Below are 23,330 nucleotides of genomic sequence, written 5' to 3'. Positions count from 1 at the left end.
CGCCTGCCGCTTCAGGCGGCTGTTGTCGGGATCATGGCTGCTTGGCTCCACTTCCCGATGCGCCCGGCCCCGGTGCCGGTCCGGTCTGCCCCTTCTGATCGCCTTCGCTGCTCTTCCGCTTGGCGCGGAACTCGCCCTCGTTGCCTTGTCCCTCCTTCTGGCCTTCTTTGGCACCATCCTTCTTCTGAGCGTCCGGCCCGCGCGAGCGCTTGCGCGGGGCTAGATCGGCCGAGGGGGTCTGGTCGTCGCGGCCGACGATCACTTTGGAGCCGTCGGACAAATTGGCAAAACCCGTGGTGACGATCTTGTCATTCGGCGAGAGGCCGCTGGCGATCACGGCATCATGCTCGTTCTGCTGCGTCACCGTCACGGGCTTGGCCGAGACGACGTTGTCCTCGCCGATGACATAGCTGAAGGTCCCGATCGGACCGCGCTGCACCGCAGAGGTCGGCACCACCAGCGCCTGCGTCAAGGTCTCGACTTTGAGGCGGACATTGACGAACTGGCCCGGCCAGAGCTGGTAATTGGCGTTGGGAAATTCCGCCTTGAGCTTGAGCGTGCCAGTGGTCTGGTCGACCTGGTTGTCGATGCCGGTGAGCTTGCCGGTATCGATCACCGTGATGCCGTCATTGCCGAACACGTCGACCGCGAGCGTCCCCTTCGCCGCCGCGGCGTTGACGCGCATGATCTGCTGTTGCGGCAAGCTGAACCACACCGCGATCGGCTGCAGCTGAGTGATCACCACGAGCCCTGTGGTGTCCGAGGCATGGATGATGTTGCCCTGGTCGACCTGGCGTAGGCCGGCCCGACCCGAGATCGGCGCTACGATCTTAGTGTAGCTCAGCGTCGCCGCTGCATTGTCGATCGCGGCCTGATCCGCCTTCACCAGCGCCTCAGTCTGGGCTACCAGCGCGCGCTGGGTGTCCGCCTGCTGCTTCGAGCCGGCATTGGAGGCGGCAAGCTGCTCGTAGCGCGCAAGGTCGATGCGCTGGTTGGCCAGCTGGGCTTGGTCCTGCGCCTTCTTCGCGACGGCTTGGTCGTATTGGGCCTGGTAGATCGCCGGATCGATCTCGCCGAGCACGTCGCCTTTCTTGACGTCCTGGCCTTCGGTGAAATTGACCGCGATCAGCTTGCCATCCACCTGCGAGCGCACGGTCACGGTATTGAGCGCGCGGATCGCCCCGACGCCATCGAGATAAACCGGCACGTCCTGGATGCGCGGGCTTGCCGCCAGCACCGGCACCGGCAGATCGGGTCGCTGGTTGCGGTTGTTCGCTTGCTGCTGATGCGTGACGGTCCAGCCGAGATAACCGAGGCCGCCGAGGATCGCGAGCGTGATCAGGGTCATGATCAGGCCGCGGCCGCGCGACTTTTTCGCCGTGCCCTCCGTCGCGTCCTTCTTAGTCTCCGGCTTAAAGAGCATTGACCGGTTTCTCCATCCTCGGCTCCCAACCGCCGCCGAGCGCCTGGTACAGGCTGACGATGGCGAGGAGCCGTCCGAGTTGGGCCTGCGACAGCGCGTCTTCCGCCTGAAACAGGGTCAGTTGGGTGTTGAGCACGGTCACGATGTCGGCAGTGCCGGCGCGCAATTGCTGCTCGGAGAGATCGAAGGCGCGGCGCGAGGCGGCAACGACGTCGCGCTGCAATTGCAGCTTGATCGTGGTCTGCTTGATCGAGAACAGCGCGTTGTCGACGTCGGCAAAAGCCTGGACGATGGTCTTGCGGTAGGTCTGGAGCAGCTCGTCCTGCCGCGCCTTGGCCAGTTCGAAATTGCCGAGGATCCTGCCCCCGTCGAAGATCGGCTGCGTGGCACTGCCGACGAGCTGGAAGAAGGCGGCATGCGGCTGGAATAGCGAGACCAGCGCCGAGCTCTGATAGCCGCCATTGCCGGTCAGCTGGATCGTCGGAAAGAATTGCGCGCGGGCATTACCGATGTTTGCGGTAGCGGAGGCGAGCTGTGCCTCCTGCCGGCGGATGTCCGGCCGCTGCGTCAGGAGCTCCGACGGCAGTCCGGGCGTGACGCGGGGGATCGCGATCCGGTCGAGCGAGCCGCCGAGCACCCGCACGCTCTCCGGCGGACGCGATACCAAGACAGCCAGCGCATTGATGTTCTGGTCGAGCGTCTGGCGCAGCGGCGGGACCAGCGCCTTCTGGTTCGCGAGCACGCTCTCCTGCTGGGCGACGTCGAGATCGGTGCCGGTGCCGGCCCTGCGCCGCTCCTTGACCGCATCGAGGATGCGCTGCGCGCTCGCGATGTTGCGCTGTGAGGTCCTGATGCGGTCCTGTGAGGCCAGGACCTGGAAATAGGCATTGGCGACGGCCGCCAGCGTCGTCAGCGCGACCGTGTCGCGATCGAAGCGGTTGGCGTTCGCCGTCTCCTCGGCCGTTTGCAGCGCATCGCGGTTCTGGCCCCAGAAGTCGAGCTGGTAGCTCGCGCTCAACGAGGCCGAATAGTTGACGACTTCGCGCCCGCCTATGGACAGGCCGGAGGCGCTGGAGCCCGAGGTGCGTGAATAGGTTTCCGATCCGGCCGTGGACAGGCTCGGCAGCAGCGCCGCGCCCGCCTGCCGCGCCTGGGCGTCGGCCTGGACGATGCGCGCGACCGCAGCGGCGATGTCGAGGTTGACGGTCTGCGCCTCCTCCATGAGCTGCGTCAGCTCCGTGGAGCGGAAACCGCGCCACCAATCCAGCGATGGCGGCGCATCCCCTTTGCCGGCGTATTTGTATTGGGTGGGAACATCGAGCGCGGGATCGGGAAGATCCTGCGTCAGCACGCAAGCGCCCGAATTCGCCGCGAGGCACAGCGCCGCAAGCCAGCGCGCAGCGCGCCGCGTCCAGGACGCAGACCCCGGAGACCGCCGCATGGCGGTCGCAGGAACATCCTGTGTCACATCCACCCCCCGCCGGGCAGATCCAGCCGCCACCGCGAAGCCGGATTAACCGATTCGCGGCGGCAGAGTCGGGGGGCGTTGGACAACTCGTTCACAGCGTGATGCTTTCTGCGGAACCTCAGACTCATACTAGCCGGGTGCGCAACGGCGGGACAGTGCCGCAGGTGCGAGATAGACGGCTCGGACAAGCGTCTATCGAACCTGCCAAATGGGAAAGATCCCTGTCTGGCAGCGATTTCTTCAATTCCGGCCCCCTCCTGGAGCGCGTTCAAGCTTACTAAGATTTCATGTGATACCGGCGCGGCCCGATCCGGGCGCACCGCTCGCAATGGGCGTCATGCGGCTTCAGCTCAGTCTCGGCGCCTGGCCGGCTGGTCTCACGATGTCGTCATTGGCCGAAAACGAGCCCGTCTCCGTCGTGTAGATATCTCCTCAAACTTCCACGCGCCATCGACGCTTTCGCCATCGAGACATCCTGCCGAAGGCGAAGATTGACGCGGGAGCCGCTCTTGCGACCGTTGTCTTCTGCACTCTCATAGATGTCAGGGATATCCTTCCCCTGATATCGCGCCCTCGTGGCCGAGCACATCATCGCCCGCTTTACCCTCTCAAGAATCCAGTGCTGCGGCGGCGCTTCGGCTGGTTTCGCCGCAGCGCAAAAGCCTTTCCCTTTTGGCTCCCAAGCACTAGGTTCTGGCCAACCTGATCAACCCTTTGCCAGTGATTTCCTCCGACATGACCATCAACAACGACGTTGTCGAAGCCATCGGCAACACCCCGCTCATCAGGCTCACGCGCGCCTCGGAGTTGACCGGCTGCACCATCCTGGGCAAGGCCGAGTTCATGAATCCCGGCCAGTCGGTGAAGGATCGCGCCGGCAAATGGATGATCCTGGAGGCCGAGAAGCGTGGCGAGCTGAAGCCCGGTGGCCTCGTGGTCGAGGCGACCGCCGGCAATACCGGAATCGGTCTCGCGGTCGTTGCGAGCGCGCGCGGCTACCGCACGCTGATCGTGATCCCGGAGACGCAGAGCCAGGAAAAGAAGGATTTCTTGAAGCTGTGCGGCGCCGAGCTGATCGAGGTGCCGGCCCTGCCCTATGCCAATCCGAATAACTATCAGCATGTCGGCCGCAGGCTCGCCGACGAGCTGCGCAAGACCGAACCCAATGGCGTGCTGTTCGCAGACCAATGGAACAATCTCGACAACGCCAAGGCGCATTACGAATCCACCGGACCTGAGATCTGGGAGCAGACCGGCGGCAAGGTCGACGGCTTTGTCTGCTCGGTCGGCAGCGGCGGCACGCTCGCCGGCGTCAGCCGCTACCTCAAAGAGAGGAACAAGAGCATCCGCATCGCCTGTGCCGATCCGCACGGCGCCGGCATGTACGAATATTTCAGGACCGGCGATCCCAAGGCGACGCCGGGTGGCTCGATCACCGAGGGCATCGGACTGAACCGCGCGACCGCGATCGTGGAGACAGCCAAGGTCGATGACGCCTATCTCATTCCCGACGCCGAAGCCGTAAGTGCGATCTACGAGCTGCTCCAGCACGAAGGCCTGTGCCTCGGCGGCTCGACCGGCATCAATATCGTCGGAGCGATGCGCCTTGCGAAGCAGCTCGGGCCCGGCAAGACGATCGTCACGGTGCTCTGCGATTCCGGCAGCCGCTACCTGTCGAAGCTGTTCAACGCCGACTTCATGCGCGCCAAGAACCTTCCAGTACCCGAGTGGCTGGAGAAGCGCAGCAACATCAAACCGCCGTTCGTCTGATAGCGGCGCGGGCGGTCTACGCGACCTCGACGCGTTCCGAGGCTGCCGCACAATAATCGCGCCAGAACTGGCGATAGCCCGCCTCGACCCTGCGCGTATAGATCTCGACATTGCCCGCCGGCGAGTGCGCGATCCGGGCCGGCAATTCCGAGCGCAGCTTCGCCAGATGCCCGGGCTGTGCCGCGAACTTGCGGGCGATCGCCGCATAGCCCTCGTCATCCTCGGTGACCCAGTCATCGAGACCGGCACCGGTCAGGATGGAGGCGCCGGCGCGGGACGAGGCACCGTGGCCGAGCTTGGCGACGACCGGAACGCCGGCATAGAGCGATTCCCAGGTGCTGATGCCGCCGTTCTGCGGAAATGGATCGAGCGATATATCGACCTCCATGAACGCCCGCAGGTGCTCCGCACGTTCCGACGAGCCCAGGCAGGTGACATGCTCTTCGGCAATGCCCTGTGCCGCGAATCGAGCGAGGAGACCGTCGCGCACCAAGGGATCGTCAAGCAGGGTATGCTTGACGATGAGCTTCGACCCGGTCACCTCGCGCATGATTTGCGACCACACGCGAATGGCCTCGTCCGAGATCTTGTTGATGCGGTTGAATACGCCGAAGGTCACATGGCCCTTGCGGAGCATGGGAAGCTCTGAAGGCGGCGCATCCAGGATCGGGTCGATCGTGATCAGGCACGGCAGGTCGTAGACCTTTTCCGTCAGCAGATGTCGTGCCAACTGCGGGATGAAGACGGGATCGGCGAGCACATAGTCCATGGCCTGAAGCCCCGTTCCCGTGGCATGCCCGAAGCCCGTGACCTGGATAGGGGCAGGCTTGCGCGCGAACACGGGCAGCCTGTTGCCGGTCGAATGACCAGACACGTCGATCAGGATATCGACCTTGTCAGCTTCAATACGATCGGCGAGTTCCTCGTCCGATAGCTGCCAGGCATCGACCCAGACGTCCGCCACCGACCTGAACCTGGCGGTCATCGCGTCCTGTGACGGCGAGCAAGAATAACAGATGATCTCGAACTGGGCGCGATCATGGCGGCTCAGCACCGGGAGCAGCGCGAATGCCGCCGAATGGTACCAGAACTCGGCAGCGACATAGCCGATCACGATCCGCCTGTCCGGATCGACCTGCCGGGGCGAAAGCTTGCGTCGCTGCACCCTGGCGCCAATCGTCTCGCCCCAATATCGTCGCGCGCCCTGCTGGACCGCGAAATCGGCGTCGGGGAGATAGTCGAGAAAGAAGATCTTCCGCGCGATCAGGTCCGGATCCGGTGCGATTGCCAGCGCGGCGTCGAGATGTTCGATCGCCGCTGCGATCTCGCCCTGATTCGCAAAACAGGCGCTGAGCAGCGCCAACGCGACCGCCGAGCGCGGATTTTCCTGAAGCAACGACTTGCAGGCGAGGATCGCCTGCGCCGTCTTTCCCATGCTCAGCGAGACTTCCGCCTTTCCCCGCAAGGCTGCCTCGAGATTCGGTGCAAGCGCGAGTGCGGCATCAAAATCCGACGCCGCCTGTTCGGGGCGCGACCGCGCAAGATGGAGCCGGCCTCGGTGCGCCAGGACCTTCGCCGAACGGGGCCTGATGGCGAGCGCCGCTTCGAGCGCGGCTTCCGCCTCGTCGTAGTGCTTGAGCTCGATACTGACCACGCCCTTGCCGACAAGCCCTTCCGCGTGACGCGGCTGGAACAGCAGGGCGCGCTCGAAACTCTGTTTGGCGCGCTCGATCCGGCCCAGCGCCAGCTCGGCCAAGCCGCGATTGCAGAGCGCGTCGGCATAGTCAGGCTTCAGCCCGATGGCGCGATCGTACATCTCGATGGCCTGCTCGGGCAGGTTCATGTGGAGCAAGGTGTTGCCGAGACCGGTCAGGGCCGGTGCGAAATTCGGCTTCAGTGCGATCGCCTTCTCCAGACAAGCGCGAGCGGCCCCGAACTTCTGCTGGACGAAGTACACGGTCGCGAGGTTGTTGTGGGCCTCGTGCGAACGCGGATCGATTGCGACCGCGCGCTCGAGCAGCTGTTGCCCCTCTTCCAGCCGCCCGGCCTGTTGCCCGCACAGGCCGAGCATGTGCGTGGCATCGAAATGATCCGGAACAGCCTGCAGGATCTGGCGGCAGAGCGCATCAGTCTCGGCATAACGGCCCTGGCCATAGGCGCTTGCGGCAGCAGAGATGAGGCCATCCGCCTGTTTCTTCAATTTCTTCTGCAAGCGCGCATTGTGGAATGCGCGCGCGCCGGCGCTGCTCTGCAAGATGTCTCTCCGGAAATGGCCCGGAGCGAGTCTAGCTGATTCGCATGCCGGGCCGGCTGGTCGGCGGCATCGGCAACCGCCCCGGTATTTCCCGGGGCTCGGCGCGGCATCTGGCAGGGAGCAGCTGGATCTGCCCGACCGGCCTACGCAGCATCGCCGCTTTCCGAGGCGGCAGCACAATAATCGCGCCAGAACTGGCGATAACCAGCTTCGAGCTCACGCGTGTAGATCTCGACATTGCCGGCGGGCGATGCTGCGATCTGAGCCGGCAACTCCGCGCGCAACTTCGCCAGATGATCAGGCTGCGTCGCAAATTTGCGGGCGATCTCGATGTAGCCCTCGTCATCCTCGGCGACCCAGTCGCCGAGCCCAACGGCCGTCACGATAGAGGCACCGGCACGCGAGGAAGCGCCGTTGCCGAGCCTGGCCACGACGGGAACGCCTTTGTAGAGCGATTCCCAGGTGCTGATGCCGCCATTTTGCGGGAACGTATCGAGGGAAATATCGATATTGGCAAAGGCCAACAAATGGTCGTTGCGCGAAGTGGAGCCCATGCAGGTGATATGCTCTTCGGCAATGCCCTGGGCCGCGAAACGTGCGATCAGACCATCGCGCAGCAATGGGTCATCGAGCAGACCATGTTTGAGAACAATCTTGGATCCCGGCACCTCTCGCATCAGGCGCGACCACACACGGATCGCATCGTCCGATATCTTGTAGATGCGGTTGAACACGCCGAAGGTGACGTAACCCTTGCGGAGCATCGGAAGCTCCGAAGGCTGCAGATCCGCGACGGGCTCCATCGTGATCAGGCACGGCAGGTCGTGAATCCTTTCGGCAAACAGATGCCGAACCGATGGCGGAATGAAAATGGAATCCGCGAGCACGTAGTCCATGGTCTGCATGCCCGTGCCCGTGGCGTGTCCGAAGCCCGTGGCCTGGATCGGGGCCGGCTTCCGCGCGAACACCTGCAGCCTGTTAGCGGTTGTGTGGCCCGAAACGTCGATCAGGATGTCGACATTGTCGGCCTGAATGCGATCGGCGAGTTCGTCGTCTGATAGCTGCCAGGCGTCGACCCAGACGTCCGCCATTTGCTTGAACTTGGCTGTGTACTCGTCCTCTCCCGGCCAAGAGTAGTAGCAGATGATTTCAAACCTGGCGTGATCATGATGGCGCAGCACCGGCAGCAGGGTGAGCCCCGCCGAGTGTTGCCGAAATTCAGCGGCGACATAGCCGACCACGATCCGCTTTTCCGGATCAAGCGGCCGCTTCGGCAGCTCCCTTCGCGGCAGCTTGGAGCCGATCAGGTCCCACCAGTCTCTTCGGACCGCCTGCTGGACGGCGAAATCGGCGTCGGCGCGGTAGTCCTGCAAGAAGATCTTGCCTCTGATCGCATCTCCATAGTCCGGTCGGATGGCCAGCGCACGATCGAGATAGTCGATCGCGGCGTCCATCTCCCCCTGGTTGGAATAAGCGAAGCCCATCAGCGCCAACCCGATCTCGGAGCGCGGATTTCGCTCGATCAAGGTCGTAGCGGCGGCCATCGCCTGCGCGGTCTTTCCCATGACGAGGCAGGCCTGTGCCTTCCCCCGGAGAGCCAGTTCGAGCTTGGGCGAAATCGCAAGCGCCGCCTCGAAATCCGCAAGCGCCTGCTCCAGGCGCTGCAGCTCGTAACTGAGCCGCCCGCGCTGGGCCAGGATCCTTGGCGAGTCGGGCTTGATCGCGAGCGCCATGGCAAATTTGGCCGCCGCCTCTTCGTGGTGCCGCAGCTCCATGCTGACCATGCCCTTGCCGACGATGGCCTCCGCGTGACGCGGCTGAAACAGCAGGGCGCGCTCGAAACTTTCCTTGGCGCGAGTGACCTGTCCAAGCAAGATCTCGACCATGCCGCGATTGCAGAATGCATCAGCGTAATCCGGCTTCAACTTGATGGCGCGCTCGTGCAGCTCCAGCGCCTGTCCGTACAGTCCTAAATGCATCAGCGTGTTGCCGAGATTGGTCAGCGCCACCGCGAAATTCGGCTTCAGCGCGATGGCCCTCTCCTGACACCGCCGCGCCTCTTCGTAGTCACCAAGATCGAAATGCACGGTGGCGAGATTGTTATGGGCATCGTGCAAGCGCGGGTCGAGCTCGATCACACGCTCGAGCAACTGTTGCGCCTCCTCAAGGCGCCGGCGGTCATGGGCGCACATGCCGAGCAGGTGCATGGAATCGACATGATCCGGAATCGCTTTCAGGATCTCACGGCAGAGCGCCTCGGTCTCGGCATATCTGCCCTGGCCATAGGCGGCGGCCGCGGCGGAGAGGATGGCGTCCGCCTGCTTCATCAATTTCTTCTGCAATCGCGCGTTCTGGAATGCGCGCGCGCCGCCGCTGCTCTGCAAGGTGTCTCTCCGGAGGATTGCCCGGAAAGGAGTCTAACTGATTCGCGGCCGGGGCCTGCCGGTCAGCTGCCGAGGACGCCCCCGGGATTCCCCGGGGTCAGCGCAGGATCTGGCTCAGGAAAAGCTTGGTGCGGGCGTGCTGCGGGGCCGCGAAGAACTCGTTCGGCGTGTTGGCCTCGATGATCTGGCCGGCGTCCATGAACACCACGCGGTTGGCGACCTCGCGGGCAAAGCCCATCTCGTGGGTTACGACCAGCATGGTCATGCCCTCCTCGGCGAGATCGACCATGGTGTCGAGCACCTCCTTGACCATTTCGGGGTCGAGCGCCGAGGTCGGCTCGTCGAACAGCATCACCTTCGGGTTCATGGTCAGCGCACGAGCGATCGCGACGCGCTGCTGCTGGCCGCCCGACATCTGGCCGGGAAACTTGTGGGCCTGGTGCGGAATCTTGACGCGCTCCAGGAATTTCATGGCGGTCGCCTCGGCATCCCTTTTGGGGATGTTGCGCACCCAGATCGGCGCCAGCGTGCAATTGTCGAGGACCGTGAGATGCGGAAACAGATTAAAGCTCTGAAACACCATGCCGACTTCGCGTCGCACCGCGTCGACATGCTTGAGGTTCGGCCCGAGCTCGATGCCGTCGACGACGATCTCGCCCTCCTGGAATTCCTCGAGCGCGTTGATGCAGCGGATCAGCGTCGACTTGCCTGAGCCCGACGGCCCGCAGATCACGATGCGCTCGCCCTTGCGGACCTCCAGGTCGATGTCGCGCAGGACGTGAAAGTCGCCGTACCATTTGTTGAGGCCGGAAATCTTGACGATGGGGTCGGACATGGTGAGCTCCATCAGGTGCGGCGGTGAGCGTTGAGGCGGTGCTCGACGAACAGCGAATATCGCGACATTCCAAAACAGAAGATGAAGTAGACGATGCCGGCGAAGGCAAAGCCGGTAAACGCGGTCGACGGCGTCGACCATTTCGGATCCGAGAACGAGGCGCGGAGCGAGCCGAGGAGGTCGAACAGCGCCACGATCGACACCAGCGAGGTGTCCTTGAACAGCGAGATGAAGCTGTTGACGAGGTTCGGAATGACATGGCGCAGCGCCTGCGGCAGCACGATCAGGGAGGTCGTCTTCCACCAGGATAGCCCCAGGGCGGCCGCCGCCTCGCCCTGCCCTCGCGGAATCGCGGCCAGCCCGCCGCGGACGTTCTCGGCCTGATAGGCGCCCGTGAACAGAGCAATCCCGATCAGGGCGCGCACGAGCCCGTCGACGGTGAAATTGCCGGGCAGGAACAAAGGCAGCATGTAGGTGGCAAAGAACAGCACGGTGATCAGCGGCACGCCGCGCCAGAACTCGATGAAGGCGATCGAGAATATCCGGATCAGCGGAATGGTGGAGCGGCGGCCGAGCGCCAGCGCGATGCCGATCGGCAGTGAGGTCACAATGCCGGTGACCGAGACCACCAGCGTCACCAGAAGGCCACCCCACAAGTTGGTTGACACGATCGGCAACCCACCACGATCGAGCCCCATCAGCTTGATGACGATCGCGATGCCAATGAAGGTGGCGATACTGGATGCCAGAGCCCGCCCGCCGGTACGAACGCCGCCGCCAAGAAGGAAGGCGATCCAGCAGACAATCACGGCCGTGGTGGCGAAATCGGCCCAGACCGGCTCCCCCGTCCTCTGGACATGATCACGCAGCCAGACGAGCGGAAAGATCAGCCAGGAGATCGCCGTGCCGACCAGTACAATCAGGCTCCCGACGGCCCACAGCAGCGGTGCGACCGCTGACGTCTTGCTGAGATTGAGCATCGCCTGCCCGGCGCCGATGATGCTTTCGTCGAACAATTGCAGCAGGCCAACCGTCCAGCTCAGGCCAAATCCCTTGATGCCGCCGCCGTGCAGCAGGAAGAATGCGACCACCGGAAAGGCGATGAAGAACAGGCCGGCATTCAAACTCTTCGCCGGCAGCCTGGGAATGAGCAGCGGCATCAGCAGCACCACCGCCAAGACGAACGTGAGATTGACCCGCCAGCGCTCGGCCTCGGGATAGAAGCCGTAGATCAGTTGCGGCAGCTTGGCCTGAATGTAAGGCCAGCAGGCGCCGACCGCAAAACCGACGTTCTCGGTGAGGCAGGCCGTGCGATCCTTGCCGGTCCAGACCGCATCGACCATCAGGAACTTGACGGAGGGAACGATGGTGAACCAGAGCAGCAGGGCGCCCACGATCGTGAGGAGGATGTTGGTCGGCGAGTTGAACAAGCGGGTGCGCAGCACGCCGATGAAGCCCGTGGTCTGGACCGGCGCGGGACGCTCAGCGACCAGGTCCTGACGGACGAAGGCGGACGTCGCCACATCGCTCATGCGTCCAGGCTCCGGCTGACGCGCCAACCGTAGACGCTCATGATCGCGCTGGTGACGAGTGAGATCAGGAGGTAGACGCCCATCGTCATCGCGATGATCTCGATCGCCTGTCCGGTCTGGCTCAGCGAGGTGCCGGCGAATACCGACACCAGGTCAGGATAGCCGATCGCGACGGCAAGCGAAGAATTCTTGGTCAGGTTGAGGTATTGATTGGTCAGCGGCGGCACGATGACGCGCATGGCCTGCGGCACGACGATCAGACGGAGCGTGGTGCCGCGGCTCAGGCCTAGCGAGGACCCCGCCTCCATCTGCCCCTTGTGGACGGACAGGATGCCGGCGCGCACGATCTCGGCGATGAAGGCGGCGGTATAGGTCGATAGCGCCAAGGTCAGCGCCACGAACTCCGGGATGATGCGCGAGCCACCGGCGAAATTGAACCCTTTGAGCTGCGGCAGCTCGAAGGTGAAGGGCAAACCGAACACCAAGATGGTAGCGAGCGGCAGCCCGAACAGCAGACCCAGCACATAGGGCCAGATCCGGATCATCCGCCCCTCCTGAAACAGCGCGCGCCGCGCGTGGATGCGCAAGGCCAGCGCCGCGACGAAGCCGAGCGCCAGCATCGCCAGGAACGGCTCGAGACCGCTCTGGCCGATCGGGCTGGGAACGACAAGGCCCCGGTTGCTGAGGAAGGCAATGCCGAGCAGCGAAATGCTCTGCCGCGGATTGGGCAACGCCGCCAGCACCGCGAGGTACCAGAACAGGATCTGGAACAGCAGCGGCAGGTTGCGGATGATCTCGACATAGATCTCGCCGACGCGCGACAACAGCCAGTTCGGCGACAGCCGGCACAGCGCGACGATGAAGCCAATCACGGTGGCGAAGACGATGCCGACCACGGAGACCACGAGCGTGTTCAGAAGCCCGACCACGAACACGCGCAGGAACGTGTCCGAGCCGGTGTAGGAGATCAGAGTCTGATTGACGTCGAAGCCGGCATTGTTCCGGAGGAAGCCGAATCCGGCGGCGATGTGCTGATTTTCGAGGTTGGCGCGAGCATTGGAGACGATCTCATAGCCGATCCAGCCCAGGATCGCCGCGAAGGCAAACTGGACGGCAATGCCGTTCCAGCCTGCCTTGCCGCCCAGCACGCGCCTGACCTTCAGCGCAATCTGGGGCGACGGTTTACGGGCCTCGGTGCTCATCGCCGCGAGCTGCGGATCAGGATGATCAGCGGATCGGCGGCGCGTACTGGAGACCGCCCTTGTTCCAGAGGTTGTTGAGACCGCGGTTGATGGCGAGCGGCGAGCCCGCGCCGACGTTGCGGTCGAACACCTCGCCGTAATTGCCGACCGCCTTCACGATCCGCACCACCCAGTCCTTGGTCAGGCCGAGCTGTTCGCCGAAATTGCCGTCGCTGCCGAGCACGCGCTTCAGCTCCGGGCTTTCCAGCTTCGCTTTCTCGTCGACGTTCTTCGAGGTCACGCCGAGCTCTTCGGCTGTGATCATCGCAAACAGCGTCCATTTCACGATGTCGAACCACTGGTCGTCGCCGTGGCGCACCATCGGCCCAAGCGGCTCCTTCGAGATGATTTCGGGGAGCACCATATGGTCGTTGGGATTGGCGAGCTTGAGGCGATTGGCGTACAGGCCCGATTGGTCGGTCGTGAAGACGTCGCAGCGGCCGGCCTCATAGGCCTTGACCGTTTCGTCGTTGGTGCCGAACGCGATCACCTCGTACTTCATGTTGTTGGCTTTGAAATAGTCGGCGAGATTTTGCTCTGTGGTGGTGCCGGTCTGCACGCAGACCGATGCGCTGTTGAGCTCGAGCGCCGAGTTCACCTTGAGCGACTTCTTCACCATGAAGCCCTGCCCGTCATAATAGGTCACGCCGGTGAAGTTGGCGCCGAGCGAGGTGTCGCGCGAGATGGTCCAGGTGGTGTTGCGCGAGAGCACATCGATTTCGCCGGATTGCAGCGCCGTGAAGCGGTCCTTGGCGGACAGCGGCACGTACTTGACCTTGGTCGGATCGTTGAAGATCGCTCCGGCGATGGCGCGGCAGACGTCGACGTCGAGCCCCGTCCAATTGCCCTTGTCGTCCGGCGATGAAAAGCCTGGCAGCCCCTGGCTGACGCCGCAGGACAGCATGCCCCGGTCCTTGACGGTCTTGAGCGTTTGCGCATCGGCGGCCTGGGCCGAGAGGCCGGCGGCGAGAGCAAGAGTGAGAGCCAGGGTTACGCGTTTCATGGGCTTTGGGCCTTTCAAAATCGCCTCAAGGTCGGGAACGTTGTCTTTGGGGTCATCTCTGCCAGGGCTAATCGTACCTAGGCTAGTCTTGCAAGACTCATGCTGGAAAACCTAGCCGAACACCCGCCGATCCCGGGAGGCCATACCTTCGTCCCGCCGAAGAGGCGCCCGCCGGGATGGCTGTGACGCGAAGTCCGTTCAGGCGATGGATCGAAGGTCGCAGCAGGCCCCTCAACATGCGGCGACTGAATAGCACCTGCGCATCACAGAACGACTGGCGTGCCGGGTCAAGGGGTTGACGGGACTCTTCTGTATTCTGTTATTAACGGCGGCGGCCTTTCGGCCAGCCCCGCGGGCGCGACGCGCCCGGCGGAAACGCGGTTTTGAAAGCAGACGCATGGATTCCTCGCACCCCTCCCAGCAGCATGCCGAGACCCGGCTGGTCACCTCCGGCCGCGACACCAAGGCGCAGAAGGGGTTCGTCAATCCGCCTGTGTTTCACGGCTCGACCGTGCTCTATCCGACCGCCGAGGACCTGCACGCCCATCGCGGCGAGTTCACCTATGGCCGCCACGGCTCCCCCACCACCAAGGCTTTCCAGGAGACGCTGATGGCGCTGGAGGGGCCGCAATGCGCCGGCGTCGGCATCGTGCCGTCGGGGCTGTCGGCGATCTCGACCACCCTGCTCTCGGTGCTGAACGCCGGCGACCATCTCCTGGTCTGCGACAACGTCTATCGGCCCTCGCGCAATTTCTGCAACGGCATGCTCACCCGCTATGGCATCGAGACCACCTATTTCGATCCGCTGATCGGCGCCGGGATCGAGAAGCTGTTCAAGCCCAACACCCGCGCGGTGCTGGTGGAGGCGCCAGGCTCGCAGTCGTTCGAAATGCCAGATATCCGCGCCATCGCCGAGGTCGCGCATGGGCGCGACGCGCTCGTCATCGACGACAATACCTGGGCGACACCACTCTATCACCGGTCGCTTGAACAGGGCGTCGACATCAGCATGCAGGCGGCCACAAAATATATCGGCGGCCATTCCGACATCATGTTCGGCACCATCTCCGCCAACGCAAAGACCTGGCCGATGGTCGCCGAAGGCATCCGCCTGCTCGGCGTCTGCGCCGGCCCCGACGACGTCTTCCTGGCGCTACGCGGCCTGCGCACGCTGTCGGTGCGGCTGGCGCAGCATCATCGTTCGGGACTCGACATGGCGCGCTGGCTGGCTAGCCGGGCGGAGGTCGCGCGCGTGCTGCATCCGGCACTCGAAACCGATCCCGGCCATGCGATCTGGAAGCGTGACTTCACCGGCGCGTCCGGCCTGTTCAGTATCGTGCTTAAGCCGGCGCCGCAGAAGGCAGTCGACACCATGCTCGACACGCTCAAACTGTTCGGCATGGGCTTCTCCTGGGGCGGCTTCGAGAGCCTCGTGATTCCGTTCGACTGCGACAGCTATCGCACCGCGACCAAATGGGCGCCGGGCGGCCCGACGCTGCGTCTGCACATCGGGCTCGAGAGCGTCGATGATCTCAAGGCCGATCTCGATCGCGGCTTCGCTGCACTGAAAGCGGCAATGTGAGCCTGCTCACAAGGCATCGTGCCGGCGGACGCGCCATCGCGCGCCGGGGGAACGTGCACGCGCCGTAAACGTTAACGCCGACGCGCCAACAAATGGTTTGATCCGCCGACGTTTGGCGCTAGCCTCACCAATCGACTCCAATCCGGACACGGAGCATGGGAACGTTGGTTCTGCTCGATCTCATGGGCGGCGTGGCGCTGTTGCTGTGGGGCCTGCACATGGTCCATAGCGGGATCTTGCGCGCCTTCGGTCCCGACCTTCGGCGCCTGCTCGGCAAGGCGCTGAGCAACCGCGTCAGCGCCTTCGCTGCCGGCCTCGGGCTCACCGCCCTGCTCCAGAGCAGCACGGCGACGGCGCTGATCACCAGTTCGTTCGCGGCCGAGGGCCTCGTCAGCCTCGCTGCCGCCCTCGCCATCATGCTCGGGGCCAATGTCGGCACGACGCTGATCGTGCAGGTGCTGTCGTTCAACATCGCAGCCGTTGCCCCGGTGCTGTTCGTGCTCGGCCTGGTCGCCTTCCGCTCCGGCCCGCGATCCCGGATCAAGGACATCGGCCGAGTCTGCATTGGCCTCGGCCTGATGCTGCTCTCGCTGCACATCCTGCTCGACACGTTGGCGCCGGCGGAGAACGCACCCGGCGTGCGCGTCGTGATGTCGGCCATAACAGGCGACCCCATTCTGTGCATCTTTATCGCCGCTCTCGTCACCTGGGCTGTACATTCGAGCGTCGCCAGCGTCCTGTTGATCATGTCGCTGGCCTATTCGCAGTTCATCTCGCCTGCCGCGGCTCTGGCGCTGGTGCTCGGGGCCAATCTCGGCAGCGCCATCAATCCGGTGTTCGAGGGCGCCAGGCGCGACGATCCCGCGAGCTACCGCCTGCCGGTCGGCAATCTCATCAACCGCGCGATCGGGATTGCTCTCGTCCTGCCCTTCCTCGGCGCGATCGCCGAGCACATGCACGCCTGGCAGCCCGATCTCGCCAAGCTGACGGCGGCCTTCCACATCGCCTTCAATGCCGGCACCGCCGTCCTCTTCATCGGTCTGCTCGATATCATGTCGCGTCTGTTGACCCGCCTCTTGCCCGATCGCGTCAAGGAGGCCGATCCGGCCCGCCCGCGCTATCTCGACGAGACCGCACTGGAGACACCGTCACTGGCGCTGGCCGACGCCGCCCGCGAGACCTTGCGCATGGGGGATCTCGTCGAGGTCATGCTGCGCAAGGTGATGGCCGCGATGATGACGGGCGACCGCGCACTGGTCGACCAGGTCTCGAAGACGGACAATCTCGTCGACGGCCTGGACGAGGCCATCAAGCTCTACGTCACAAAACTCATGCGAGGCAGCCTCGACGAGAGCGAAGGGCGGCGCGCGATGGAGATCATCTCCTTCGCCATCAACCTCGAGCATATCGGCGACATCATCGACAAGAGCCTGAGCGAGCTCGCCACCAAGAAGATCAAGCGGCGCTTCCAATTCTCGGCCGAAGGGGCTGAGGAGCTCGCCGCTTTCCACAAGCGCACGATGGATTCGCTGCGGATCGCCTTCGGCGTCTTCATGTCGGGCGACGCCAATGAGGCGCGCAAGCTGCTGGTAGAGAAGACGGCGCTGCGCAACACCGAGCTTGCTGCGGTCGAGCGCCATCTGGACCGGCTGCGGAAGGGCCGCCCCGAGACCATCGAGACCACGTCGCTGCATCTGGACGTGCTGCGTGATCTGCGTCGCATCCACTCGCATATCTGCTCGGTCGCCTACCCCGTGCTGGACGCGGCAGGTGAGCCCTATCGGAGGAGTGCGGCCGAAGCAGCTGCCCTGCCCGCGTCAGGCGCGGCGTCGGCGCTGCCGCACTAGCGTCTCCGGTCAGCGATCCAGCGTCTTCGAGGCGCTGCCGCGGTTCTTCCAGATCAGCATGATGTTTCTGATGTAGATGATGGTCGCGAGCGACTGTCCGAGGATGATGACGGGCTCGCGCTTCACGACGCCATAGACCAGCGTCATCAGCCCGCCGCCCATCGAGCAGAACCAGAACGCCATCGGCACCACGCTGTTGCCGGCGCGTTCGCTCGCGATCCACTGCACCAGGAAGCGCGCGGTGAAGAACAATTGCGCGACGAGGCCGAACGCGAGCCAGAAATCGAACTTGGCGACGAAGACGTCGTAGAGATAGTTGCTCAGCGCTTGACCGTATTGGATGATCATGGGTTCACCTCGGTCACATCTGGCGTCGGCTTCTTGCGCCGGATCAGCCACCACACGCCTGCGAGATCCATGATGCCGATCCACAGCCGGTCGAAAAAGCCATAATTCGACACGCCGGCGCGGCGCGGCCGATCGATCACGTCGACATAGGCAATGTCGTAGCCCTCGCGGCGGACCAGCGCCGGCAGGAAGCGATGCAGCCCGTCGAAATAGGGCAGCATCAGGAAGACGTCGCGCCGGAACGCCTTCAGGCCGCAGCCGGTGTCGCGCGTGCCGTCCTTCAGGATCGCGTTGCGAATGCCGTTCGCCACGCGCGACTGAAATTTCTTGAAGCCGGTGTCCTTGCGCCCGATCCGCTGGCCGGCGGCGAGCCCGACCCGCCCTGCTCCCTTCTCGACTGCCGCGATCAGGTCCGGCAGAAACGCCGGATTATTCTGGCCGTCTCCGTCAAGCGTGGCCACGATCATCCCGCGCGCCGCACGCACGCCACTGCGCACCGCCGCCGACTGGCCGCCCGATCTCGCATGGCGGAGCTGACGCAGATTGTCCCGCTGCTTCATCATGGCGCTGAGCCGCTCGCCGGTCGCATCCGTCGAGCCGTCGTTGACATAGATGATCTCATAGGCCCAGCGGCCATCGAGCGCCGCCGTGATCTCCTCGATCAAGGGCGCGATGTTCTCGGCTTCGTTGCGCACGGGAACGACGATGGAAACCGAAGGCTGGGACGTCGACAAATCGAGGCTCGTGGGTTGGAATGGGCCTGCCCCGTGGAACCGGCGGTCCGGCAGGCAGCCGCTTTTATGGGCCGGATGTCCGGCGGGCAACCCTTTTGAGGCGGCCGGAGACCATCCCCGCAATTGGCACGATGGTGCCGTCCGCCCGGATGGCAAAGCCTAGTTTTCGGGCCGCAAACCAGTAGCGGACCGCCATGGCACCGACCAGGCCGACCATGGCGCCGGCGACGACATCGCTCGGGTGATGCGCGAGCAGCACCAAGCGGGTCAAGAGGATCACGATCGCGTAAGTGAACATGAATACGCGCAGGTGCGGCCACAATGCCGACACTGCAAACGCCAAGGCGAATGCGGCGACCGCATGGCCCGACGGCAGGCTGGCGTAGGCACCCGTGCCCTCCAACGGGACGAAGTTGAACGGATCGGGCTTGCCGCCGACGAACGGACGTCCGCGCCCGATGAGATATTTCAGGATCTCGGCAGCGAACGCCGACACGGCAACCGACAGAAACATGAATTGCAGCCGCGTGCCGAGGCCGAGCAGCAACGCGCGGCGGGTCCCGTGCAGTGCTGCCGCGACGAAGGCCACGACCACCAGCGCAGCGCCCAGGAGAGACAGCACATACTCGTCCTTGCCGAAGTCGGTGAGGATGCGGATCGGCCAGAGGCTTGGCGTGCCGCGCGCCGGCATCAGTTGGATCTCAGTCTGGTCGAGCCCGACCATCAGCACGATGACCAGGGCTGCGCCTGCTGCGCTGAGCCAGAGCGAATGCCGCGCCAGCTTCCGGGCGGCCTCGGCGCGGCGCGAATGCGAGGGCGTGCGCACGAGCTGCGCCAGCGCGCGCCAGGACACGGCGAGCAATTGCGCGGGATAGCCTGCAGGCGGCCCAATGTCGTTCGGGGCCCGCATCTATTCGGTGCCCTCCGAGCGGAAGATCGAGATCGAGATCGCGCGCCCTTGCGAGAAATTGTAGCCCTCGATGCGCGTGCCAACCTTGTAGCGCAGCCCGATCGCCTCGGCGCGCTGCACGAAGCTACGCTCCGAGCGTTGCTCGATCAGGGCGAAGCGACAGCTGCCCTGCCGCAGAAAGTCAGCTGCGCCCGAGCCGTCGGTGAGCAGCGTCTGCGTGCCTGTCAGGAACACCAGGCTCGGCTCGTGATAGCCGGCAGCAGCCGCCTTCGGTCCCACGCAGGTGACGTTGCGAAGCGCGCGCGCGATCTCGATGCTCGGAAACAGCGGAGTCAGCGACGGCAGCACGATTCCGTAGACCGTCACCGCCAACATGAGCGCGGCGACCAGCGCGTTGAGCAGCGAGCGCTCGGCGCGATTGTTGTCGTAGAGCCACCAGGCGAACAGGCCGAAGATCAGCGACGCCGCGATGAAAGGCCAGGCCACGAAGGCCGGCTGGCGCGTCAGCATCACGGCGCCGACCACGGCGATGATCGAGGCGGCCGCGGGGATCGCGAACCACCAGGCCGAGCCGCGCATCAGCCAGGACCGCGACAGCACACGCCGCTCCAGCGCGCCCGCGGTGAGGATCGCGATCGCGGGGTACAGCGGCAGCACGTAATGCGGCAGCTTGGTCAGTACGGCCTCGAACACGATCCAGGACGGGACCAGCCAGGCCAGCAGGAACTGCGCGCCGGGCTCGCGCCGCGCTCGCCACACTGCGGGCGCCGCCATGGCCGCGAGCGGCGCGCCCGGCCAGAACGTGATCCAGAACAGCGCGAGGTAAAGACCGGGCGGCGCGCCATGGGATTCCTGGGCCCCTAACTTGCTCAGCATGTCGCCGCCGACGGAATCGGCGAAGAAGGCCTCGCCCGCGCGCCAGAAGATTGCGACGAACCAGGGCAGCACCAGGACCAGCATCCACATCAGGCCCCAGACCGGGCGCAGCTTCCGCAGCCAGGAGGCGTCGCGGTCCTGGATCGCGAGCGCGACGATAGTGAGGCCCGCGAACATCAGGATCAGCGGACCCTTGATCAGGATGCCGATGGCGAGCGCGCTCCAGAAGATCGCCGGCCAGCTCCAGGGCGGATGGGTCTCGTCCTCGGCGCGTTGCCATGACAGGTAGGCCCGCGCCATCGCGCCCATCGCGGCGACCACGCAGAGCAGCAGCATCGCGTCGGTCTTGGCCAGCCGCGCCTCGACGCCGAGCAGCACCGAGGCGGACATCATCAGCGCCGCCAGCACCGCGGCACGCCGGGTGACGAAGCCGAGTGCGGCCCAATAGGTCATGAGCACGGCGCCGATCGCTCCCAGCAGCGACGGCAGCCGGTAGACCCAGATGCGCAATTCGGCCTTCGGCAGCTTGAGCGCCGCGGCGGTTTCGACCGCGGCCGATTGCAGCCAGTAGATGCCGACCGGCTTCTTGTAGCGGACATCCTCCTGGAAGCGGATGTCGACATAGTCGCCGCTCTCGACCATCTGCTTGGTGGCCTGGGCAAAGCGCGCTTCATCGCGGTCAATAGGCGGGATGGTGAAGAAGCCCGGCAGGAACAGCAGCAGCGCACTCAGCACCAGAAAGCCGACTGCACGGGCGTGACTGGCCGTGACAATATCGAGCATGCGCACGAGCCCGCTGCCCGGATTCACGGGCGCTTTCGGCTCGCGGGGTGCTCCAAAACGGGGGCTCGGGTAGGTCTCGGCCATTGGTTCCGCTTACGCTGAAACCGCCATCGCCACAACCGCTTGAGGCAGGGTCATTGAATTCGAATGACAACTGTGTCCGCGGCGCCCGTCGCATCGATGACGGTGAGCCGCGCAAAGCCCGGACCGGGCGGATCGATCAGGCGCTGGCGACGGCCGTCGATCTCGCCAAGCGCGGTTCCGTTAACCATGACGATCATGGGCAGAACGCCGCCGGCGACCTTGACCGGCATCGCCGCGCCCTCCCGACCACTCGATCGATCGACGTCGATCCGCGAGCCGTTCAGCGGAAACTGAATGTGCAGCGCCTGCTCGCCGCCGGTGCGCACCAATTCCCCAACGGGACGGAACCGCTTCAGCGGCAGCGGCAACTTGGTATTGCTGGCGACCAGGGTTCCCTTGGGCGGCTTCGGCAACGGAGCGAGCGTCTTGCCGGTTCGGGCGAACGCGTCGAACAGGATCGGCGCGGCAGCGACGCGCCCGATCAGGCCGGGAACCGGGGCGCCGTCGGGCCGGCCGACCCAGACGCCGACGGTCATGCGGCCGTCGAACCCGACCGACCAAGCATCGCGATAGCCGTAGGAGGTGCCGGTCTTGAAGGCGATCCGGTTGTGGGCGGCGTTCTCGGGCGGCGGTGTGCCCAGAAGCACGTTGCCGACCTGCCAGGCCGCGACCTGATCGAGCAGCCGCAACGGCTCGCGATCATCCCTGTCAGTCATGACCTCGCGCAGCGGCTTGGTGGTGCCGAGCCGGGCGAAGCCCGTATAGAGCTGGACGAGGTCCTGGAGCGTGATTCCGACACCGCCGAGACCCATGACAAGCCCCGGCGCCTCGTCCTTGGGCAGCACGAGATTGCCACCAGCCTGCCGCAGCCGCGAGGCCAGCCGGCTGGAGCCAACGCGATCGAGCAGCACGATGGCGGGCACGTTCAACGACAATTGCAGCGCCTTCTTCACCGGCACCGTGCCCTGGAACATCATGTCGAAATTTTCCGGCGCGTAGGAGCCGAAGCGAACCGGCCGGTCGTCGATCAGGCTCTCCGGATGCACGAAGCCATCCTCGAAGGCGAGCCCGTAGATGAAAGGTTTGAGCGTCGAGCCCGGCGAGCGGATAGCGCGAGTCATGTCGACTTGCCCTGCCCGACTCTCGTCGAAATAATCGGCCGAGCCGACACGGGCGAGCACGTCGCCGCTCTCATTGTCGACCACGATGATGCCGACCGAGATGTTGGGCCCGAGCGCAATGGCGCGATCACGTGCCAGCGGCTCCAGCACCTTCTGCAAGTTCGCGTCCAGCGTCAGCCTGATGACCGGCGTGTCCTTCGCCGTGGAAAGCGCGGTGTCGGATGCATGCGGCGCCAGGATCGGCATCGGCTTGCGCAGCTTCGGAATGGCAACGGCCTTGGACTGCTTTGCATCCTCCGCGCTGACCTGATGCTCCGAGACCATGCGGTCGAGCACACGATCACGCGCAATGCGGGCTGTCTCTGGATGCCGATCAAGCCGGCGCGTCTCCGGCGATTGCGGGAGTGCGACCAGCAGCGCGGCCTCGGCCAGCGACAGACGCTTCGGCTCTTTGCCGAGATATGCGATCGACGCGGCGCGGATGCCTTCGAGATTGCCACCGTAAGGCGCGAGCGCGAGATAAAGGTCGAGGATCTCGTCCTTGCTCAAGCTCCGCTCGATCTCGATCGCGCGAACCATCTGCCGCAGCTTGGCATAGAGCGAGCGCTGTCGCCGCGGCTCCATCAGCCGCGCAAGCTGCATGGTAATGGTCGAGCCGCCCGACACGATGTGGCCGCGCGTTGCAAGCTGCAATGCGGCCCGGCCCAGCGCCAGCGGGTCGATGCCGTCATGCGCATAGAAGCGCTGGTCCTCATAGGCCAGCAGCAGTTTAAGATAGGTCGGATCAACGTTCGTCCTGGCATCGACGGGCAGCCGCCACCGCCCATCGGCCATGGCATAGGCGCGCAGCAGCTTGCCGTTGCGGTCGACGATGGTGGTCGAGACCTGCCGCGCCTCGTCGAGTGGCAGCGGACCGAGGGAGTAGACCCAGGCGACGAACCCGACGATGGCGAGGATGAGTGTGAGGGCGACGGCTGAGAGGACGCGATGGCCCTTGCCGCTGGCTACGTCATCGCCGCGCTTGTACTGGCCATCCACGTTCTTGCCCGCGGCCCCAAAAGCCGTAGATGCCCGGGACGCGCCCGGGCATGACGGCGGAGAATTTGGCGCGTTCAGAGCGTCACTCATCCTCGTT

General features: G+C 64.7%; 16 protein-coding genes. 3 read left to right on the top strand and 13 right to left on the bottom strand.

The window, feature by feature from the left end; translation table 11 throughout:
• Positions 1-31: 31 nt before the first annotated feature.
• Together IVB01_RS03630 and IVB01_RS03625 are read right to left on the bottom strand one after the other, a co-directional pair.
• Positions 32-1,423 (bottom strand): efflux RND transporter periplasmic adaptor subunit, encoded by a 1,392-nt coding sequence (locus tag IVB01_RS03630; protein WP_247464937.1) that lies wholly within the window; start codon positions 1,421-1,423, stop codon positions 32-34.
• Positions 1,413-2,864, bottom strand: coding sequence for an efflux transporter outer membrane subunit (locus tag IVB01_RS03625; protein WP_247281065.1), 1,452 nt, complete (start codon positions 2,862-2,864; stop codon positions 1,413-1,415). The genes IVB01_RS03630 and IVB01_RS03625 overlap by 11 nt, the downstream gene beginning before the upstream one ends.
• A gap of 762 nt (positions 2,865-3,626) precedes the next feature.
• Here IVB01_RS03625 and IVB01_RS03620 point away from each other — a divergent pair.
• Positions 3,627-4,661: a cysteine synthase A gene (locus IVB01_RS03620; protein WP_247281064.1), complete on the top strand. Its 1,035-nt coding sequence runs from the start codon at positions 3,627-3,629 to the stop codon at positions 4,659-4,661.
• A 16-nt stretch (positions 4,662-4,677) separates the two neighbouring features.
• On the opposite strand, the gene IVB01_RS03615 is transcribed toward IVB01_RS03620, so the two are convergent.
• The 6 genes from IVB01_RS03615 to IVB01_RS03590 all read right to left on the bottom strand — a co-directional run bounded on the left by IVB01_RS03615 (position 4,678) and on the right by IVB01_RS03590 (position 13,910).
• The gene (locus tag IVB01_RS03615; RefSeq protein WP_247449070.1) at positions 4,678-6,915 is read right to left on the bottom strand and encodes a glycosyltransferase family 41 protein; all 2,238 of its coding nucleotides are present in this window, start codon (positions 6,913-6,915) and stop codon (positions 4,678-4,680) included.
• 143 nt (positions 6,916-7,058) lie between these two features.
• Entirely contained in the window at positions 7,059-9,299 is a 2,241-nt protein-coding gene (locus tag IVB01_RS03610) for a tetratricopeptide repeat protein (RefSeq protein WP_247281062.1), read from the bottom strand.
• Between the two features lie 97 nt (positions 9,300-9,396).
• A complete protein-coding gene (locus tag IVB01_RS03605; RefSeq protein WP_247281061.1) occupies positions 9,397-10,134 on the bottom strand; it encodes an amino acid ABC transporter ATP-binding protein in 738 nt (245 codons plus the stop codon).
• 11 nt (positions 10,135-10,145) lie between these two features.
• Positions 10,146-11,666 carry an amino acid ABC transporter permease gene (locus tag IVB01_RS03600; RefSeq protein ID WP_247281060.1) on the bottom strand — a complete coding sequence of 507 codons (1,521 nt, stop codon included), beginning with the start codon at positions 11,664-11,666 and terminating at the stop codon, positions 10,146-10,148.
• Positions 11,663-12,868: an ABC transporter permease subunit gene (locus IVB01_RS03595; protein WP_247281059.1), complete on the bottom strand. Its 1,206-nt coding sequence runs from the start codon at positions 12,866-12,868 to the stop codon at positions 11,663-11,665. Before IVB01_RS03595 ends, IVB01_RS03600 begins: the two co-directional genes overlap by 4 nt.
• A gap of 25 nt (positions 12,869-12,893) precedes the next feature.
• A complete protein-coding gene (locus IVB01_RS03590; RefSeq protein WP_247281058.1) occupies positions 12,894-13,910 on the bottom strand; it encodes an amino acid ABC transporter substrate-binding protein in 1,017 nt (338 codons plus the stop codon).
• A gap of 397 nt (positions 13,911-14,307) precedes the next feature.
• Between IVB01_RS03590 and metC the strand changes: the two genes are divergently transcribed.
• Entirely contained in the window at positions 14,308-15,492 is a 1,185-nt protein-coding gene (gene metC, locus IVB01_RS03585; RefSeq protein WP_247281057.1) for a cystathionine beta-lyase, read from the top strand.
• A gap of 155 nt (positions 15,493-15,647) precedes the next feature.
• Positions 15,648-17,339, top strand: coding sequence for a Na/Pi cotransporter family protein (locus tag IVB01_RS03580; RefSeq protein ID WP_247281056.1), 1,692 nt, complete (start codon positions 15,648-15,650; stop codon positions 17,337-17,339).
• A gap of 9 nt (positions 17,340-17,348) precedes the next feature.
• On the opposite strand, the gene IVB01_RS03575 is transcribed toward IVB01_RS03580, so the two are convergent.
• The 5 genes from IVB01_RS03575 to pbpC all read right to left on the bottom strand — a co-directional run bounded on the left by IVB01_RS03575 (position 17,349) and on the right by pbpC (position 23,323).
• Positions 17,349-17,687: a lipid-A-disaccharide synthase N-terminal domain-containing protein gene (locus IVB01_RS03575; RefSeq protein ID WP_061881543.1), complete on the bottom strand. Its 339-nt coding sequence runs from the start codon at positions 17,685-17,687 to the stop codon at positions 17,349-17,351.
• A complete protein-coding gene (locus IVB01_RS03570) occupies positions 17,684-18,421 on the bottom strand; it encodes a glycosyltransferase family 2 protein (protein ID WP_247281055.1) in 738 nt (245 codons plus the stop codon). Before IVB01_RS03570 ends, IVB01_RS03575 begins: the two co-directional genes overlap by 4 nt.
• Positions 18,422-18,485: 64 nt before the next feature.
• Entirely contained in the window at positions 18,486-19,331 is an 846-nt protein-coding gene (locus IVB01_RS03565; protein WP_247281054.1) for a phosphatase PAP2 family protein, read from the bottom strand.
• Positions 19,332-21,074, bottom strand: a complete 1,743-nt coding sequence (locus IVB01_RS03560) for a glycosyltransferase family 39 protein (protein ID WP_247281053.1) — start codon at positions 21,072-21,074, stop codon at positions 19,332-19,334.
• Between the two features lie 50 nt (positions 21,075-21,124).
• Positions 21,125-23,323: a penicillin-binding protein 1C gene (pbpC, locus tag IVB01_RS03555; protein ID WP_247281052.1), complete on the bottom strand. Its 2,199-nt coding sequence runs from the start codon at positions 23,321-23,323 to the stop codon at positions 21,125-21,127.
• Positions 23,324-23,330 lie beyond the last annotated feature (7 nt).

It is taken from the genome of Bradyrhizobium sp. 164 (genome assembly GCF_023073715.1).
In the GTDB taxonomy this organism is placed as follows: Bacteria; Pseudomonadota; Alphaproteobacteria; order Rhizobiales; family Xanthobacteraceae; genus Bradyrhizobium.
The sequence above is the reverse complement of the archived record's forward strand: the minus strand, read 5'-3'. Positions and strand labels throughout refer to the sequence as shown.